Origin of the sequence: Paractinoplanes rhizophilus (assembly GCF_042664765.1) — a bacterium.
In the GTDB taxonomy this organism is placed as follows: domain Bacteria; phylum Actinomycetota; class Actinomycetes; order Mycobacteriales; family Micromonosporaceae; genus Actinoplanes; species Actinoplanes rhizophilus.
The window spans coordinates 130,094-146,750 of the sequence record NZ_JBHTBJ010000010.1; the positions used below are offsets into that span (position 1 = coordinate 130,094).

A 16,657-nucleotide genomic window follows, 5' to 3' on the forward strand; every position below is an offset into this window, starting at 1 on the left:
AGGAGAGATGCGCGGCATCGGCGAGGTGGCCCGGGCCAGTGGGCTGGCGGTCAGCGCGCTGCGGTTCTACGACAACCAGGGCGTGCTGGTCCCGGCCGAGGTCGACCCGGCCAGCGGCTACCGGCGATACACCGACGAGCAGGTGCGCGCGGCGCGGCTGATCGCCGGGCTGCGCCGGGTGGGCCTGCCGGTCGCCGAGATCGCCGAGGCGGTCCGCGAGATGGGCGACCCCGGCCTGGTGCGCGACCGGCTCGACCGCCATCGCCGGCGGCTCGAGGACGGCCTGGCCGACGCCAAGCGTGAGCTCCTCCGCATCCACGCCCTGCTCGACCTGGAGGAGAACCTGATGACCCGGATCACGCTGCCCGCTGCCGCGCTTGCCGCGAGCCTCGACGCGGTGCGCTTCGCCGCTGCCGACCCGGCCGGGCTGCTGCCCGGCGTGCTGTTCGAGACCGGCGACGGCCGGCTCACCTTGGTGGCCACCGACCGATTCCGGATGGCGCTGGCCGAGGTGGCCGCCGTCGTCGAGGGGCCGCCGGCCCGGCTGTTGCTGCCGCTGGACTTCGTCGAGCAACTGCGGGGCGTGGACGGGGTGGTCACCCTCGACCTGGCCGCGGAGGTGCGGGCCGAGGCCGGCGGGAAGGTGATCGGGTGCAAGCCGCTGCCGGTCGACTTCCCCGATTACCGGCGCCTGCTCGACCACGGGCGCGAGCCGGCGGTCCGGGCGACGGTCGACACCGCGGCGCTTCGCGAACTCGTGGCGGCCGCGCCCGGGACGCCGCGGGAACACGACGGGACGGCGTACGAAATCGTGATTTTTGGTCTTGATCTTGACGGAAGCGTGCGCCTGGCCACCGAGAGCGAGTGGTCGGCGGAGCACGTGGCGGTCAACCGGGAGTTCCTGCTGGAGGCGCTGGACGCGGGCGGCGCCGGGCAGCTGGTGCTGGAGCTGGACGGCCCGATCCACCCGCTCGCGGTGCGCGTGCCCGGCGAGTCCCGCTTCTCGGTGCTGATGCCGGTGCGCCCTTGACGTGTCGGAGATTTCCGACGCATTATCGACGGCATGCCGGAGATGGACGTCTTCGGCGCGCTGGCCAACCCGGTGCGCCGTCAACTGCTCGAGGCCCTGCGCGGCGGGCCGCTCCCCGCGGGTGAGCTCGCCGCGCGCTTCTCGCTGAGCCGGCCCTCGATCTCCGAGCATCTGGCCGTCCTGCGCCAGGCCCGGCTCGTCACCGAGGAGCCCCGCGGCCGGCATCGCTACTACCACCTGGCCGCCGAGCCGCTGGCCGACGTGCAGGACTGGCTGCATCCGTTCGAGCGCTACTGGCGGCAGCGCCTCACCGCGCTGCGCGACCTCGTCGAGGGAGACAACCCATGAGCATCACTTCCACCAAGATCGAGTGCGATCAGTTCATCGCCCGTCCGCCGGCCGCGGTGTGGCGGGCCCTCACCGAGCCCGACCTGCTGGCCTCCTGGTGGGCGCCCGGCGATATCAAGCCGATCGTCGGTCACCGCTTCACCATGGACATGGGCGAGTGGGGTCACCAGCCCTGCGAGGTCCTCGAGGTCGAGCCCGAGCGGCTGCTCAGCTACACGTTCGCCGAGGGCGTGCTGAACACGACGATCACCTGGCGGCTCGAGCCGGAGGGCGCCGGCACCCGGCTCTTCCTCGTGCACGACGGCTTCGAGCCGGGCTCGCCGGCGCTCGAGGGCATGGGCAACGGCTGGCCCGGCATCCTCGCCCGGCTTGCCGTTGTCATACCGTAACCATGTTTCGAGCTTGAGGAGCGTCACAACCGAGGCCGACGCACAGGTGCCGTCGCTAACGTCGGCTTGTGCGCAGCGGGCAGCAGTACGGCGAGCCGGTCGACTCGGCCATGACCGTCCTCGGCGAGCGCGCCACCGGCCTGGAATTCGCCTGGCTGGACGGCCGTCCCGGGGAGCCGTCGTGGTCGTACCCCGATCTCGCCCGCGCCTTGCTCCGCCACGCCGGCTCCCTGCTCGACCTCGACACCGGCAGCGGCGAGCTCCTCGCCGAGCTCGCCCCGCTGCCGTCGCACACCGTCGCCGTCGAGACCTGGGCCCGCAACACCCCCGTCGCCCGCGACCGGCTGAGCCCCTTCGGCGTGCCGGTGCTCACCGAGCTGCCGGGCGGCGAGGACGAGTTCGACGTGGTGCTCAGCCGGCACGGCCGGCTGCCCGCCGCCGACATCTGCCGGCTGCTGCGCCCCGGGGGGTCGCTGCTCAGCCAGCAGGTCGGCAGCGACGATCTGGCCGGGCTCAACGCCGCGCTGGGCGCGCCCGCGGCCTACCCGCGCAGGTGGAACGCCGAGATCGCGGCGGCCCGGCTGGAGGCGGCCGGCCTCCAGGTGACCGACGTGCGCGAGGAGCACCCCACGCTCCACTTCGACGACGTCGCGTCGGTCGTACGCCGGCTGCTCGACCTGCCCTGGCAGATCCGCGACTTCAGCCCCGAGCGATACGCGGACGCCCTCGCCCGCGTCGACTCGTTCATCCGGCTGCACGGCGGGCTCGTCGTGACCGCCCATCGCTTCCTCGTCCAAGCGGTCCGCCCCTACCCCCCGAAGGAATGATCGGCTCATGCGCTCCCTGATCATCGCCGTCTGTCAGCCCCGCGTCGCCGCCCTCGACGTCGCCACCAACGCGATCCGCCACGCCGCCGCGGTGCGCGCGGCCTCGGCCCGGGTCGTGGTCTTCCCCGAGATGTCGCTGACCGGTTACGAGCTGGAGGCGCCGACGGTCGCGCCCGACGATCCGCGGCTCGCACCGCTGGTCGAGGCGTGCGCGGCGACCGACACGGTGGCGCTGGCCGGCGCACCGATCGAGGGGCCGTACATCGGGATGCTGGCGATCGACGGCGCCGGCGCGCGGGTGGCCTACCGCAAGCAGCACCCGCACACGAGCGAGGAGCGGTTCCGGCCCGGCCCGTCGCCCGAGGTGCTCGAGGTCGACGGCTGGCGGCTGGGGCTGGCGATCTGCCGGGACACGGGCGTCGCCTCGCACGTGGCCGAGACGGCGGCGCTGGGCATCGACGCGTACGTGGCCGGGGTGGTCGACTCGCCGGCCGCCGAGGCCGTCGTCGCCGACCGGGCGCGGCGGGTCAATCAGGAGTACGGCGTGTGGGTGGCGGTTTCCTCGTTCGCCGGGCCGACCGGCGGCGGGTACTCGGAGACGGCCGGCCGCTCGGGCATCTGGGCGCCGGACGGCCGGGTGGAGGCGCGGGCCGGGCGGGCGCCGGGCGAGATCGCGCGGGCCACGATGGTGGCCTCGTCGCTGGCCCATCTCTAGCATCCACCGCGACCCCGGGCCTGTTCCGGCTTTCATCGCGGGCGCGGCCACCTACGGCGTCGCCAGCACCAGCGTGGTCCGCAGGTCGAAGGTCACCGATCCGCCGAAGTCGTCGAGGATGGCGCTCAGCCCGTCGAGGATCTCCTGCCGGATCTCGGGGGCGTGCCGGCGGAACGGCGAGAACGTCTGCATCAGCGCCAGATAGCGCGGCTTGCCGAAGACCGGGCGGTCGTGGAAGCGGTGCTCGGCGACATCCGACCAGACGCCGGAGGCGACCGCGTCGTCGAACACCCAGCGCTCGTCCTTGTCAGGCACGCTGGGGTCGATCCGCATGAGCAGCTCGTCGATCGCGGCCGACTGCGCGGGGTCGGCGTAGTTGTACCGGTGGTGGAAGATCGCCAGCACCCCGTCGGGCCGCAGCGCGTCGCGGGCACGCTGGTGCCGGGTCTGCGGGTCCATCCAGTGCCAGGCGGTCGCGCAGGCGATCAGGCCGACGCCGCCGGGCGGGGCGGTCCAGTTCTCGAAAGTCGTCTCGGCCACGCCGGCGCCGGGGAAGTTGGCCCGCAGAACGGCGGCCATCCGCGGGTCGGGCTCGATCGCGGTGAGCGGCGCGCCCAGGCCGAGGAGCAGGCCGGTGGCCTTGCCGGTGCCGGCGCCGATCTCCACCACCTCGGCGGGCGGGCGGCCGAGACGATCGAGGATCTTTTCGCGTACGTCATCGGGATAGCCCGGACGGACGTCGTCGTACATCGATGCCACTTCGCCGAAGATCCCCGTCACGGCCCGAGCGTAGCGGCGGCCCGGTCGATGGCGCAGGCGCGTACGGATTAGGCCGACCGGCCGCATTGCGCGCTCGTCCCGGCGTACGTCTCGCATTCTCCCTTGCGCGACCGGCTCGCCCGTCGTGACCACCTCGGATTCGCCGGCGCCGCTGCGACGTGCCGTCCCCCGTTGGGGTTAGCCCGGACAGGCGCACCTGTGCGTTATATCCGCACGCAACGGCGGACCAACAACCGATCACATGACCTTGGCTCTTCGGGGACCGTTGAACAGGCAGTTCTATCGGGTCCCTGAGGAGGAGCTCGCCTCATGCGAAAGCAGGCACTCTCGTGATCCGGCTCGACGCGCTGAGCCGGCGGCGCGCCGCGTCCGGCTCGACGGCATCATCGGAGTCGCCGCAGCGGGATCAAAGCGGCGCCCCGACCGGCCACATCGAGCTGCGACCGTCCGATCACGAGGAGCCGACCTGGGAGGTCCGCCACCCCGGCGACCGGCCGCGACGCCGGCTCGACGGCCGCACCCGGACGATCCTCGCGGTGGCGGCGGCCGCCACGGTGGTGGTGAACGCCGGCGCGGCCTGGCTGTACTGGCGGATCACCGGCTCGGAGACCGGTCACTGGGGCGCGGCGGCCACGGTGGAGCTCACGCTGCGCGCTCGTTCCGACATCCACCGTCCGTTGCTCGCCGGGCAGACCGGCAACCTCACGGTCACGGTGACCAACGACGACGACACCCCTGTCAAGATCACGTCGGTCGGCCCCGGCACCGGCCGGATCGTGCCCGACGCGGAGCACCGCGAACGCGGCTGCCAGGACCCCGGCGTGCGGCTGACCAGGGATCGGTTCGCGGTCTCGTGGGAGGTGCCGCGCAACACGATCGGCGCCTTCACCCTCCCGGGAGCGCTGTCGATGCCGGCCGAGTCGCCCACGGTCTGTCACGGCGCCGTGTTTACCGTGCCGATTCAGGCGTACGGGCGCACCTGATCCCCATTCCCGTGCCCGTTGCGACGGTCGCGGTCGCGTCGACGTCAGCCGAGCCGGAAATTAGTCGCTTTTGTCGCCCAGGTCGGGCTCGGTGATCGTCACCCGGACCAGCACCGAGGCCTGGACCGTCTGCCGCTGCGGGTCCAGCTCGAGCGGCGGGGGCGACGCGCGCCCGGCGTCGAAGGCCATCCCGCGGGCCGCTATCGGCACGATCCCCGCGCCGCCGGCGATCTCGTCGGAGATCTCGACCAGCTTGTCGACCCGGGCGCCGACGGCCGCCGCGTACTCCCGGGCCCGGTCGAGGGCGTCGGTGATCGCGGCGGCGCGGACGTCGGCGCCGGCCTTGCTGCCGCGGCGCAGCTGCCACCACGGCCCGAAGATCGAGACCAGCTCCATGCCGGCCAGGCGCGGCAGCATCTCGCCCAGCGCGCCGAAGTCGCCCACCGTCACCGTCGTGTCGACGTTGCCGGTGAAGGCGCCCTTCTTGAGATCCGGATACGCCTGCACCCCGCCGGTCTCCCGGCGTTCGATCGCCTCGCCGTACGAGTCGAGCTCGGCGCGGAGCGCCGCGGACTGCTCGGCGAGGCGGGCCAGGACCGCGTCCTTGTTTTTGCCGCGGACGGTCACCGAGACGTTGAAGACGGCAATCTCGGGCGGGACTTCGCGTACGGCCTCGCCGCGCACCACAATCGTCGGTTGCATGCTGCTCATTGTTGTCGCGTTGCTCCCTGCGCGCTCCCGGGTGCTATCGGCGGATCTTGGTGCTACCGGCGGATCTTGGCCGCCTCGGTGAGCGCGTCCCGGGCGTCGGCCACCAGCCGGTCGGTGTCGCCCGGGATCGGCCCGGCGAGCAGCTCGGCCCGCTCCACCCGGCCGCCACGCAGGTGAAGACGGAACAGCCCACGCGGACCGTCGACGACCCGGATGGCCTCGCGTTCCCGCAGACGCTCGCCGGCGTCGTCGATCAGGCGGTAGGCGTCGGCGATCTGCGCGCGCAGATCGCTCTCCCCTTCGGGCCGCGCGTGCGCCGGCTCCCGCTCCGGTAACGCAGCGTAGCCGTTACGGCGCAGAATCATCGGCACGAGGGCAGCCTTCATCCGCGCGCTCGCGAGCGCCTCGAGCAGCCCCGCCGCCACCCCCGCCGGCCCCAGAGCCGTCCACCAGGACGGGTGCAGTCCGATGTCGATAAACCGCCCCAACGCGTCGACCACCGCAAATGCCGTGCCCGTGCGGTCGGGCCCACCGATCCGATCGAGCCGCGGCAGCGGCCCACCCCCACGGGCACGAATCGCCATATTCTCTACTTCGGTCACGAACCGGCGCGCGTCCCCCACGCGTGCGTCGTCGTCCCGTTCCGCTTGAACGGATGGAAACAACGTCGATCCCCCCAGATCTGAGCGCACCGAGAGTAACGCACCGGGGGACACGCATTCGACCCCCTGAATGCGTGCGTTCGTGCCATTCCGCGCAGTTGATCAGGACTTTCGACGGGCCCGCACGATCATGAAGAGCGCCAAGCAGAGCACCAGCAGAAGCACCCCAACCGCAACAAACAACAACGGAGGCAGCCCCTCGCTCTTCTCCACCGGCGGGTACGCAACCGGTTCGTCCTGCGTGGGCGGAGCCGCGGAGGTCGCGCTGGGCGCCACGCGAGGCGCGGTCAGGGCGGCAATCACATCCAACTGGCCATACCCGTAGTAGTCGTCCCGCCCCTTGGGACCCTGATCAACAGCGGTGCCGGTGAGGCGCTCGGCCACCTCAGCAGCAGACATGTCGGGGTACCGAGCCCGCATCAACGCCGCGGCTCCGGACACCAGTGCGGCCGAGTCGCTCGTGCCGTGCACGAGCTCATATTTGTTGTTCGGCCGAGCGACCGTCATCGCGGTGCCGTAAGTGACGACATCGAGCGTGTCGCCGTAGTTGGAGAACGACGCGACCTTGTTCTTGCGATCGACCGAACCGACCGCGAGCACACCGGGCAGGGCCGCTGGGAACGCAACGGTCTTGTGGTCATTGCCGGCGGCGGCGACGAGCACGACGTCGGCGGCGACCGCCTTTTCGATCGCCTGCCGCACCGCGTCACTCTCCGAGTACTGCCCGAACGACATGTTGATGACCTTCGCGCCGTGCTCGATCGCCCAGTCGATGCCTTTGGCGAGCAGTGCCGGGTCCTCGGTCGGCGTCACCGACATCACCTTGCTTCGAGGCGCTACCCCGAGAAGGCCGTCGCCGCTGCCGTGCCCCCGCCCGGCGATGAGGGTCGCGATGCCGGTGCCGTGCGGGCCGCTGTCGATGTCGTCGGCCTCGCCGTCCCGGACCGTGTTATGGCCGGGGACGGTCGCGCCCCGCAGATCCTGATGGGAGCTGTCCACACCGGAATCGAGCACGGCGACGATCACCCCCTCGCCGCCCTTGCCGAGTTCCTGCGCCTCGGCCAGCTTCATGGGGCCGAAATACCACTGGCTCTCTCTCGTGGCATCAGCCCGGGCCGGCAGGCCGGTCAAGAGGACGGCAAACAGGACGGCGCCGACGGCGGCGCCGCCCGTACGGACGCATCGGATCACCCGCGCCAGCCGATCACATTGGGTCCAGGATCATGCCGCGGATCGTCGGTGGACGGTGCGATCACCGGGTCGACGCCTTCCGCGACCTGCCACGGATTGTCCGGGTCAAAGCCGTAGCCGTCGTCGTCACCACCCGACCGACGGCCGCCGCGACCGGCTACGCCGCCCGCGACTCCGGCGTTGCGGTTCGGTCCGACCGGGTCGTCAGGAAGCCAGGACGGGCGCGGTGGGCGACTAGCCCGGCCGCGCGCCGTGGAGCCTCTCGCCCCGGCGCCTCGCCCGGCTCCCACCCCACCCAGGCCTTCCGACGAGCCTGCCGTGCCAGTACGGATGCCTCGGCCGCCGGTGCTCCCCGATTCCGTCAGTCCGCCACCGGATGTACGGCCGGCGCGACCGCCGGCCGCGCCCCGCCCGCCAGCAGTGCCGATCTGGCCCAAAGCGCCGATCCCCGAGCGGCCGGCCCCGCCACCACCAGCGGGCTCACCGATGACGCCGCCCGGCAACGCCGGACGGGTGGGACGGGCGCCACCGCCGCGCGGCACACGACCACTTGGCGCGATTGGTGCGCCGCCGCCCGTGGGCAGCAGGCCCGGCACCGTGCTGACCGGGCCACCGCCGCCACCGCCGCCGGTGGGAAGGGTGCCGCCACCGCCGGGAAATCCGACCGTGTCACCACCGCTGGGCAGGGCCGACGCGCCGCCGGGCGGGGTGATCACGCCGGCCAGATCAGGGCCGCCTCCGTCGCTCACCGCGCCGCCGCCTCCAGCACCAGCACCAATGCCCGCAGTTCCGCCGACGACCGATCCGCCCGTGTCGCTGCCGCCCGGACCGCCGCCGTCCGGCACAGTCGGGTTCTGCCCAGGCAGCGTCGGGGGCGGATTATGCGGCACCGCGGCGCTGATCCCGCTCGATCCGGATGTGGTCCGGCCGTGCCCTCCCGTGTCCTCACCGCTTCCGGGCTCGTCGAACTTGTCCCCGACGGACAGTTCGTATTTCTCGGGGACCTTGAGGAGGGCTACCGAGTCCTCGACCGCACGCTCCGCACTGATCATCGCCCGCCGGGCCTGCTCGTCGATCTCGTCCTCGGCGTTGTCCCACCAGCGCGGGACCAGGTCGTCGCTCTTGTCCTTGTACTTCTCCCAGAGGGGCTGGATTGTCGTCTTCGCCGTCTGGATCGCGGTCAGGATGTTGTCGAGGCCGCTCGCCGTGGCGTCGGCGTCGGCGGAGGCCGTGTCGAGGCGGGCGATCAGGATGTCGAGCTCGTTGACGAAAGCCGCCGACGACTCGTTCTCCTCCGGGGGCCAGGCCGCGACCAGCTCGGCGCGGGCGGTCAGCAGCGCCGCGCGCTGGCTGCGTACCGAGCCGGCCAAGGTGCGCCACGCGCTCACCTGCTGGCGGCCCGGGGCGTCGTCCTCGTTCATCACCATCGACCAGAGGCGGGGCGTGTTGTAGGCGCCCCAATTCGTGCACCAACTGCTGGTCAGCACCGGGTCGCTCATACCGCCTCAGCTCCTCCGGCGCGCCGGGTCGTGGGGTGGCCGTCGACCTCGGCCCGGCGGCGCTGGGAGTCGGCCACCGCCTCGGCCATCAGGCCGCGCACGTCGGAGGCGCGCTGGGCGGCCCGGCCGTCCGTCGCGTCCAGGGCGTCGGCGACCTTGCCGGCGGCCGCGGCCAGGACGCGGGCGGCCTCCATGTACGCCACGACGTTGTCGGTGGACGCCTTCAGGCTCTGCACGTATCGTTCCTTGGCGGCGTGCACGCCGCCGCTGGCGCTGTTGGCCCCGAACTCGACCCCGGACGAGAGGTCCACACTGGCGCGCGAATATCCCGACTCGAGAGTCTGTGTCGTGTCGTTCTGCACCTGGTTGGAGAACTTGGTCAGCCCGTCGGTCTCGACGCGCACCCCGTCAGCCACGATCGCCTCCCCGCAGCGTCGCCGTCTGATTACGCCCCGAGGGTAGCGATGGTTGTCGACGGATGAAAACCCCGTCTGCCACGAGCAGATTACGTTGCGTCAGGTGAGGCGGGCCACCGCGGCGGCGACGCGCTCGTCGGTCGCGGTCAAGGCGACGCGTACGTGCTGGGCCGCGGCCGGGCCGTAGAAAAGGCCGGGCGCCGCGAGGATGCCCCGCTCGGCGAGGTCGTCCACGGTCTGCCAGCAGTCCTCGCTGCGGGTCGCCCACAGGTAGAGACCGGCCTCGGAGTGGCTGATCTCGAAGCCCGCCTTGGTCAGCGCCGTGCGCAGCGCGTCGCGGCGGGCCGAATACCGCTCCCGCTGCCGGTCGACGTGCTCCTCGTCGCCGAGCGCGGCGATCATCGCGGCCTGGACGGGAGCGGGAACGATCATGCCGGCGTGCTTGCGGACCTCGAGCAGGCCCGCGATCAAGGCCGGGTCGCCGCCGAGGAAGCCGGCGCGATAGCCCGCCAGGTTGGACCGCTTGGAGAGCGAGTGCACGGCGATGACGCCGGTGTAGTCGCCGTCGGTCACCCGGTCGTCGAGCACCGAGACCGGGCGGGTCTCCCAGCCGAGCGCCAGATAGCACTCGTCGCTGACCACGGTCACGCCGCGCTCGCGGGCCCAGGACACGACCTTGCGCAGGTGCTCGACCGGGAGCACCTTGCCGGTCGGGTTGGACGGCGAGTTGATCCAGAGCAGCTTGATGCGCCGGTCGGGGCCGAGCGCCGTCAGCGAGTCGCTGCGGGCCACCGTCGCGCCGGCCAGCAGGGCGCCCACCTCGTACGTCGGGTAGCACACCGACGGGATCGCCACGACGTCGCCGGGGCGGACGCCGAGCAGCGTGGGCAGCCAGGCGACCAGCTCCTTCGAGCCGATCGTGGGCAGCACGCCGAGCCGGCCCGAGGCGCCGCCGGCCCGGGCGAGCCAGCCCGCGATCGCCGCGCGGAGCGCCGGGGTGCCCGCGGTCAGCGGATATCCCGGCGCGTCCGACGCGTCGGCGAGCGCATCACGGATGAGAGCCGGAACCGGATCGACCGGGGTGCCGACCGACAGGTCGACGATGCCGCCGGGATGCGCGGCGGCCTTGGCCTTCGCCGGCTCCAGCAGGTCCCAGGGGAAGTCCGGCAGGGCCGACGCGAGAGCGCTCAGTGGTCGCCCCGGGGCGGCTGGGCGGCCACGAACGACGCGTCCTTGTCGATCTTGCCCTTCTTGGCGGCGCCACCGGGCGAACCGAGGTCCTCGAAGAACTCGTAGTTCGCGTTCGTGTAGTCCTTCCACTGGTCGGGGACGTCGTCCTCGTAGAAGATCGCCTCGACCGGGCAGACGGGCTCGCACGCCCCGCAGTCCACACACTCATCGGGGTGGATGTAGAGCATCCGGTTGCCCTCGTAGATGCAGTCGACCGGGCATTCCTCGATGCATGCCTTGTCGAGCACATCGACGCACGGCTCAGCGATGATGTAGGTCACGGGTCTTTCTCCTCCATTGCCACGCCGCGGGAACCAACGGCGACAGATGCAGAGCCTAGTATCTCCGCCGGAGGAGGTGACACGTGCTCCGTCGGCAGGATGTGGGACACCGGGTGGTGGTACGCCGGATTGTAGGCGTATCGCAGGATCGAACACTGTATTCCGATGCCCTCGGGGAGCTGGTCGACCTCACCGAGACCGATCTCACAATCGCCACCGAGAAGGGCACTTTGCGGGTGCCGCTGCAGGAGGTGCACCGGGCCAAGCGGGTCCCGGCCGCCCGCCGCCCGCCGGCCGCCGAGGTGATCGGCCTCGAGCTCGCGGCCAACGACGCGTGGCCCGCTCCGATCCAGTCCCGGCTGGGCGGGTGGATCCTGCGGGCCGCCGGCAACTGGACCGGCCGGGCGAATTCGGCGCTGGCCGTCGGCGACCCCGACCGGCCGCTGGAGGCGGCGATCGACGCGGTCCAGCAGTGGTACGCGGCACACGGGCAGCAACCGCTGATCAATGCGCCGATGCCGCTGGCCGCCCCGGTCAACGCGGCCCTCGACGAGCGCGGCTGGACGGCACGGCCGCTCACGCTCGTGCAGACCGTCCCGGTCCCGGCGCTGCTGGCGGCGATCCCGGCGCGGGGCGACCTGCCGCCGGTCGAGCTGGCCGACGCACCCGGCGACGACTGGTTCGCCATGGTGGCCGAGCACAAGGGCACGCTGCCGGCGGCCGCGGAGCGCATTCTCACCGGCGTACCCGAAGTGGTTTTCGCTCGGGTCCGCGACGCGGACGGTGACCTGATCGCCGTGGCCCGCGGCGCCGTCACCGGCCCACGACGATGGCTCGGCATCTCGCTGCTGCAGACCGCACCGCCGGCGCGCCGGCGCGGCATCGCCCAGCAGGTGCTGGGCGGCCTGGCGCAATGGGCGACGCAGCGCGGCAGCACCCGCGCCTACCTGCAGGTGGAGGAACGCAACGCGGCGGCGGTCGCGCTCTACGGCCGGGTGGGCTTCAGCACCCACCACACTTATCTGACCAGGGAAGCGCCGCTCTGACCAGGGAAGCGCCCGCCGCGCTGACCGGGAAGCGCCGGTGTGCTAGCGGCGGACGACCCGGCGCGGCTTGGCGGCGCGGGTCTCGGTGAACGCCTTGAGCGAGCGCGACCGGTAGTCGCGGCCGAGCATCACGGCGAGCCAGTAGCCCAGCAGCGTGCCCACTATCGCGAAGCCCAGGTAGAGCCAGACCTGCGAGAAGAAGTCGCCCGCGCCGCCGGCGAACGGCTGGCCGCCGCTGATGAACGGTCCGACGAGGACGGTCAGCAGCATGCCGCCGACCGCGCCGAAGACCAGGTCGGGCAGCAGCCACTCGCTCGGACGCTTGCGCTGGCAGGCCAGGAACGTCCAGACGGCGAGAGTCAGGCCCAGCACCCCGAACATGATGAGCGTGGCGGTGCTCTCGGCCGAGTCGTCGCCGTCGGAACCGAAGCGGATGATCAGGCGGGCCGCCACGTTGATCGCGAACAAACCGACCGCCAGCGCCGCGGGCGGGAACCAGCGCTGCTGCCTCATGCGTTCCTCCCTGGAAACCCCTGTCTGTGGCACGGGATCGTAACGCCCGGTGAACTTCCGGCGCTCGACCTGCCGGTCATCTTTGCGGATGACGCGTGCAGGAGCGCTTGCGGAAAGCTGAGAGTCCGCTGCGAGTTATCCGCGCGGGATCCGTTTGAGGATCTGGCGGTACGCGTACACGGCGAAGGTCAGGCTGCCGGCGAGGATCATCACGAGCGCGACCCAGTCCTCGCCGCCGAGCAGATAGTCGCCCTCGGGGGTGCGCACGCCGGCGGCGAACAGCATCATCAGGGTCCACACTGCCCAGGGCGGGCCGAGCGCCCAGCGGCGGCCGGTGGTGGCGACCGCGAACCAGGCGATCGCCCAGTTGGCCACCACCGCGAGCAGGATCGCGACGCCGAGCAGCGGGCCGCCGCCCGAGCCGATCGGGTCGCCCCGCCAGATCGAGGTCAGGTCGCCCCAGCGCAGCGAGGTGAGCAGCAGCTCGAGCACGCCGGTGACGACCGCCGCGACGGTCGCGACGAGGATGCCGCCGACCCGGATGACGGGCTCCCACTTGGTGGGGGCGGGCTGCTCCGGCTGGATCATCGTGACGCCGTCGCCGACTGCTCTATTTTGAGGCCGCTGAACAGGTCGCTCTCCCAGTTGTGCGGGCCTGCGCCGGGCCCGCGGCTGCCCTTGGCCAGCAGGAAGTACTCCACGCCCATGAACTCGCCGCCGAAGTCGCCGGCGATGCCGTACAGCCAGGAGTTGTCCGGGATCTGCGTGGCGTGCGCGCGCATCGCCGCGACCTTCTGCTGGTAGTGATCGGTGCCGTCGACCCGGGCCGCGATCTCGTCGTCGGTGTGGCCGAACGGCAGGTCCTCCACCTTTTCCACGTCGGCGAACGGGTTGTCGTCGAGCTCGCGGAACGCTTCCATGCCCTCGCGCAGCACGCTCAGCGGCATCGCGGTCCAGTAGATCTTCTGCGGGCCGTCGGGGCCGGCCAGCTCGGCCGCGCGCATCGCCACCCGGTGCGCCTGAATGTGGTCGGGATGGCCGTAGAAGCCGTTCTCGTCGTACGTGATCATGACCTGCGGCCGGATCTCCTTGATGATCTCCAGCAGGAGGCCGGCGGCCTCGTCGACGTCGGCCCGCCAGAACGCGCGCGGATGGTCGTTGGTCGGCAGGCCCATCATGCCGGAGTCGCGGTAGTGGCCCGGGCCGCCCAGGATGCGGTGATCGGTCACGCCGAGCGCGGCACATGCCCGGCTCAGCTCGACCAGGCGGTAACCGCCGAGCTGGTCGGCCTGCCTGGCCTCGAGCTGGGCCAGCTCGGGGACGTGGATCTCGCCCTCCTCGCCGAGGGTGCAGGTCACGAGCGTCACGTGGGCGCCGGCGGCGACGTAATGGGCCATGGTGGCGCCGGTGCCGGTGACCTCGTCGTCGGGGTGGGCGTGCACGAGCAGCAGGCGGCGCGCGGGCAGGGCGTCAGTCACGCGCGCCACTTTACGCGGAGCCGGGCTGCGGGTTTGCAGGGCGGAACGGGGGCTTGATCAGCGATGCTGGACGGCGTGGACTACCCCGGACTCGCCGGTCGTACCGGTCACTTCAGCTACGGCGCTCCGCGCGCGGTGACGATCGGGGCCGACGGCGGCCGGGTGACCTTCCTGCGGTCGGCCGGGTCCGAGGACCCGGCCGCGTCGCTCTGGACGCTGACCGTGGCGACCGGCGTGGAGACCATGGTCGCGGCGGGGCCCATTGACGCGTACGCGGTGGATCGTGACGCCCGGACGGCGGCCTTCGCCCGCGCCGGCCGGCTCTTCCGCGCCAACCTGATCGACGGCGATGTCGTCGAGGTGCCGACCGCCGGTTCCGCCCAGGATCCACGGCCCGATCCCACCGGCCGCTTCATCGGGTACGTGACGGCGGACGGCGGCTCGGCGTCGCTGCGGGTCGTCGGGCCCGGCGGCGACCGGCTGCTCGCCGGCGAGCCCGGCACCGCGTGGCGCGAGCACGGTGGCCTGATCTCGTGGGGCGTGCCCGACCCGGCCGCCGCCCAGTTCGGCCGGCGGCGCGGCTGGTGGTGGTCGCCCGGCGGCGGCCAGATCCTGGCCACGCGTACGGCCGGCGCGACCAGCCTGCACCTGCTCGACCTCGACGAGGGCTGGGTCGACGTGCATTGGGACCGGGAGACCTATCCGTACGTGGTCAACGTGCGCTGGGCCGACGGCGGCGGGCCGCTGATGACCGTGCTGCGCCGGATGCAGCAGCACGGCCTCGTGCTGGCGATCGACCCGCGGACCGGGGAGACGCAGGTGCACGCCGAGCTGGCCGACGCCCGCTGGGTGGAACCGGTGGCCGGCACGCCGCGGCACCTGCCGGACGGCCGGGTGCTGGTCGGCGGCGAGCTGGCGCACGACGGCTTCGACGCGCGCTGCCTGTTCGCCGACGGCAGCCTGCTCACCCGGCCCGGCCTCTACGTCCGGCGGGTGGTCGGCACGCTGCCCCGGGCCGGGGCGCCGACCGGCGCGCCCGACCTCGTGGTGGAGGGCACCGACGGCGACCCGTCGTCGCAGGCGGTGTTCCGCGTCCGTACGTCATTGGGCGGAGGCGGCGCGGAAGCGCGCAAAATCACCACGACCCCCGGCTGGCATCGCGCCGAGGCCAACGGCGACGTCCTCGTCCTCGACGACACCGTGTGGCGCGGCGAAGCCCGCGTCGCCACCCTGCGCAACTTCGCGGCGCCGCTGCCCTACCACCCGCGCCCGATCCTCGAACGCGTCACCGACCGGCGCCTGCCCGCCGCCGTGCTGTATCCCGCCGGCTTCGTCGGCGGCGGAAAGATTCCCGTGCTGGTCACGCTGGGCGACGGGACCGGCCACCAACAGGTCGTGACCGACCCGGCGGCCTGGCAGGAGCGGCAGTGGTGGGCCGACGCCGGCTTCGCGGTGGTCAGTGTCGACAGCCGGGGTACGCCGGGGGTGGCGCCCAGCTTCGAGAAGGTGGTGCACCGCCGCCTCGGCGACGTGGCCCTGGCCGACCAGGTCGACGCCCTGCACGCGCTCGTCGGCAAGCACCCCGACCTCGACCTGAGCACGGTGTCGGTGCGCGGCACCGGCCTCGGCGGCTGGCTGGCGGCGATGGCCGTGCTGCGCCGCCCCGACGTCTTCCACCGGGCGGTGGCCCGCGACCCGGTGACCGACTGGTACCGCCTGCCGGCGCCGTTCGCGGAGCGTTATCTGGGCGATCGCTCGGACGGGGCCGACGTGTATGCCCACCACAGCCTGGCCGAGGCGGCGGCCCAGTCGGACCGCTCCCGCCCGCTCCTGCTGGTCGGCGCCGAGCTGCCGGGCCTCGATTCGGTCCCGGCCGCCACCCTCGACGAGGAGTTAGCCTTCCTGCGGAGGCATCCCAGACGGTAGTCACGAGGAGGGTTGGCATGAGACTAGTCTTAGTGAGAGACTCTGACCTCGATCGCATGGGAGACGACATGACGACTGCCATCTTCAGCGACGGGCATGCGCTGACCGAGGAGGAATTCCTCGCGATCGGTGAGACGCCCGAGCGCATCGAGCTTTTCGACGGGAGCCTCCACGTGAGCCCGGGCCCCACCCCTCGCCATCAAAAGATCTCTCTTCTCCTGGCCACGACGTTGATTCCGGCCGCGGACGCTGCCGGCTTACAGGTGCTCGAGGCCATCAACCTCCGGGTCGGCACGGACAGAATTCCCATTCCCGACCTGGTCATCTCGACCGAGATCGACCTCGACGAGTTGGTCGTCGACGCCTCCGACGTCCGGTTCGTCTGCGAGATCACCTCACCGTCCAACGCATCCACCGACAAGGTGCTCAAGATGCACTACTACGCGGATGCCGGGATCCCGTGGTATCTCCTCATTGACACCAAGGCCCGCGCCCTGCACCTGTATCGGCTCGACGGTGACAAATACCTCGAGGAGGCCGCCTGTGAAGCCGGCGACGTCCTCCGGCTGACCGAGCCGGTCGCTGTCGCCATCGACACCGCGGAGCTGTTCCCGCCGGTCTGAGTTTTGTCG

At 72.1% G+C, this 16,657-nt stretch carries 20 protein-coding genes; 9 read left to right on the plus strand and 11 right to left on the minus strand.

From position 1 onward, the window contains the following. Nucleotides 1–7: 7 nt before the first annotated feature. The 5 genes from ACFQS1_RS16525 (at nt 8) to ACFQS1_RS16545 (ending at nt 3,309) form a co-directional block, all read left to right on the plus strand. The gene (locus ACFQS1_RS16525) at nt 8–1,030 is read left to right on the plus strand and encodes a DNA polymerase III subunit beta family protein (protein WP_378969119.1); all 1,023 of its coding nucleotides are present in this window, start codon (nt 8–10) and stop codon (nt 1,028–1,030) included. A gap of 33 nt (nt 1,031–1,063) precedes the next feature. Next, nucleotides 1,064–1,378 carry a metalloregulator ArsR/SmtB family transcription factor gene (locus ACFQS1_RS16530; protein WP_378968865.1) on the plus strand — a complete coding sequence of 105 codons (315 nt, stop codon included), beginning with the start codon at nt 1,064–1,066 and terminating at the stop codon, nt 1,376–1,378. Next, nucleotides 1,375–1,767, plus strand: a complete 393-nt coding sequence (locus ACFQS1_RS16535) for an SRPBCC family protein (RefSeq protein ID WP_378968867.1) — start codon at nt 1,375–1,377, stop codon at nt 1,765–1,767. Before ACFQS1_RS16530 ends, ACFQS1_RS16535 begins: the two co-directional genes overlap by 4 nt. Nucleotides 1,768–1,835: 68 nt before the next feature. Next, nucleotides 1,836–2,594 (plus strand): class I SAM-dependent methyltransferase, encoded by a 759-nt coding sequence (locus ACFQS1_RS16540; RefSeq protein ID WP_378968869.1) that lies wholly within the window; start codon nt 1,836–1,838, stop codon nt 2,592–2,594. Between the two features lie 7 nt (nt 2,595–2,601). Next, a complete protein-coding gene (locus ACFQS1_RS16545; RefSeq protein WP_378968871.1) occupies nt 2,602–3,309 on the plus strand; it encodes a carbon-nitrogen hydrolase family protein in 708 nt (235 codons plus the stop codon). 51 nt (nt 3,310–3,360) lie between these two features. Here ACFQS1_RS16545 and ACFQS1_RS16550 read toward each other — a convergent pair whose 3' ends face one another. Beyond that, on the minus strand, nt 3,361–4,089 hold the full coding sequence (locus ACFQS1_RS16550; protein ID WP_378968873.1) for a class I SAM-dependent methyltransferase: 729 nt from the start codon (nt 4,087–4,089) through the stop codon (nt 3,361–3,363). A gap of 329 nt (nt 4,090–4,418) precedes the next feature. Here ACFQS1_RS16550 and ACFQS1_RS16555 point away from each other — a divergent pair, with 329 nt between their 5' ends. Beyond that, nucleotides 4,419–5,072, plus strand: a complete 654-nt coding sequence (locus ACFQS1_RS16555; RefSeq protein ID WP_378968875.1) for a hypothetical protein — start codon at nt 4,419–4,421, stop codon at nt 5,070–5,072. 60 nt (nt 5,073–5,132) lie between these two features. Here ACFQS1_RS16555 and ACFQS1_RS16560 read toward each other — a convergent pair whose 3' ends face one another. The 7 genes from ACFQS1_RS16560 to fdxA form a co-directional block, all read right to left on the minus strand. Then, a complete protein-coding gene (locus ACFQS1_RS16560; RefSeq protein WP_378968877.1) occupies nt 5,133–5,774 on the minus strand; it encodes an SIMPL domain-containing protein in 642 nt (213 codons plus the stop codon). 62 nt (nt 5,775–5,836) lie between these two features. Beyond that, on the minus strand, nt 5,837–6,475 hold the full coding sequence (locus ACFQS1_RS16565; RefSeq protein WP_378968879.1) for a hypothetical protein: 639 nt from the start codon (nt 6,473–6,475) through the stop codon (nt 5,837–5,839). A gap of 72 nt (nt 6,476–6,547) precedes the next feature. Then, complete coding sequence (locus ACFQS1_RS16570; protein WP_378968881.1) at nt 6,548–7,516, minus strand: S8 family peptidase; 969 nt, start codon at nt 7,514–7,516, stop codon at nt 6,548–6,550. Nucleotides 7,517–7,632: 116 nt separating this feature from the next. Further along, complete coding sequence (locus ACFQS1_RS16575) at nt 7,633–9,135, minus strand: hypothetical protein (protein WP_378968884.1); 1,503 nt, start codon at nt 9,133–9,135, stop codon at nt 7,633–7,635. Beyond that, nucleotides 9,132–9,551 carry a hypothetical protein gene (locus ACFQS1_RS16580; protein ID WP_378968886.1) on the minus strand — a complete coding sequence of 140 codons (420 nt, stop codon included), beginning with the start codon at nt 9,549–9,551 and terminating at the stop codon, nt 9,132–9,134. Before ACFQS1_RS16580 ends, ACFQS1_RS16575 begins: the two co-directional genes overlap by 4 nt. Nucleotides 9,552–9,650: 99 nt before the next feature. Continuing rightward, nucleotides 9,651–10,742: a succinyldiaminopimelate transaminase gene (dapC, locus tag ACFQS1_RS16585; protein WP_378969122.1), complete on the minus strand. Its 1,092-nt coding sequence runs from the start codon at nt 10,740–10,742 to the stop codon at nt 9,651–9,653. Continuing rightward, nucleotides 10,739–11,062 carry a ferredoxin gene (fdxA, locus tag ACFQS1_RS16590; RefSeq protein WP_378968888.1) on the minus strand — a complete coding sequence of 108 codons (324 nt, stop codon included), beginning with the start codon at nt 11,060–11,062 and terminating at the stop codon, nt 10,739–10,741. Before fdxA ends, dapC begins: the two co-directional genes overlap by 4 nt. An 83-nt stretch (nt 11,063–11,145) precedes the next feature. On the opposite strand from fdxA, the gene ACFQS1_RS16595 reads away from it, so the two are divergent. Continuing rightward, nucleotides 11,146–12,108: a GNAT family N-acetyltransferase gene (locus ACFQS1_RS16595; RefSeq protein ID WP_378968890.1), complete on the plus strand. Its 963-nt coding sequence runs from the start codon at nt 11,146–11,148 to the stop codon at nt 12,106–12,108. Nucleotides 12,109–12,150: 42 nt separating this feature from the next. On the opposite strand, the gene ACFQS1_RS16600 is transcribed toward ACFQS1_RS16595, so the two are convergent. The 3 genes from ACFQS1_RS16600 to mshB form a co-directional block, all read right to left on the minus strand. Further along, nucleotides 12,151–12,621, minus strand: a complete 471-nt coding sequence (locus ACFQS1_RS16600) for a hypothetical protein (protein ID WP_378968893.1) — start codon at nt 12,619–12,621, stop codon at nt 12,151–12,153. Between the two features lie 135 nt (nt 12,622–12,756). After that, nucleotides 12,757–13,209 carry a hypothetical protein gene (locus ACFQS1_RS16605; RefSeq protein WP_378968896.1) on the minus strand — a complete coding sequence of 151 codons (453 nt, stop codon included), beginning with the start codon at nt 13,207–13,209 and terminating at the stop codon, nt 12,757–12,759. Continuing rightward, entirely contained in the window at nt 13,206–14,099 is an 894-nt protein-coding gene (gene mshB / locus ACFQS1_RS16610) for an N-acetyl-1-D-myo-inositol-2-amino-2-deoxy-alpha-D-glucopyranoside deacetylase (protein WP_378968898.1), read from the minus strand. Before mshB ends, ACFQS1_RS16605 begins: the two co-directional genes overlap by 4 nt. Nucleotides 14,100–14,162: 63 nt before the next feature. On the opposite strand from mshB, the gene ACFQS1_RS16615 reads away from it, so the two are divergent. Further along, complete coding sequence (locus ACFQS1_RS16615; RefSeq protein WP_378968900.1) at nt 14,163–16,025, plus strand: S9 family peptidase; 1,863 nt, start codon at nt 14,163–14,165, stop codon at nt 16,023–16,025. A 68-nt stretch (nt 16,026–16,093) separates the two neighbouring features. Continuing rightward, the gene (locus ACFQS1_RS16620; RefSeq protein ID WP_378968903.1) at nt 16,094–16,648 is read left to right on the plus strand and encodes a Uma2 family endonuclease; all 555 of its coding nucleotides are present in this window, start codon (nt 16,094–16,096) and stop codon (nt 16,646–16,648) included. Nucleotides 16,649–16,657: the final 9 nt, after the last annotated feature.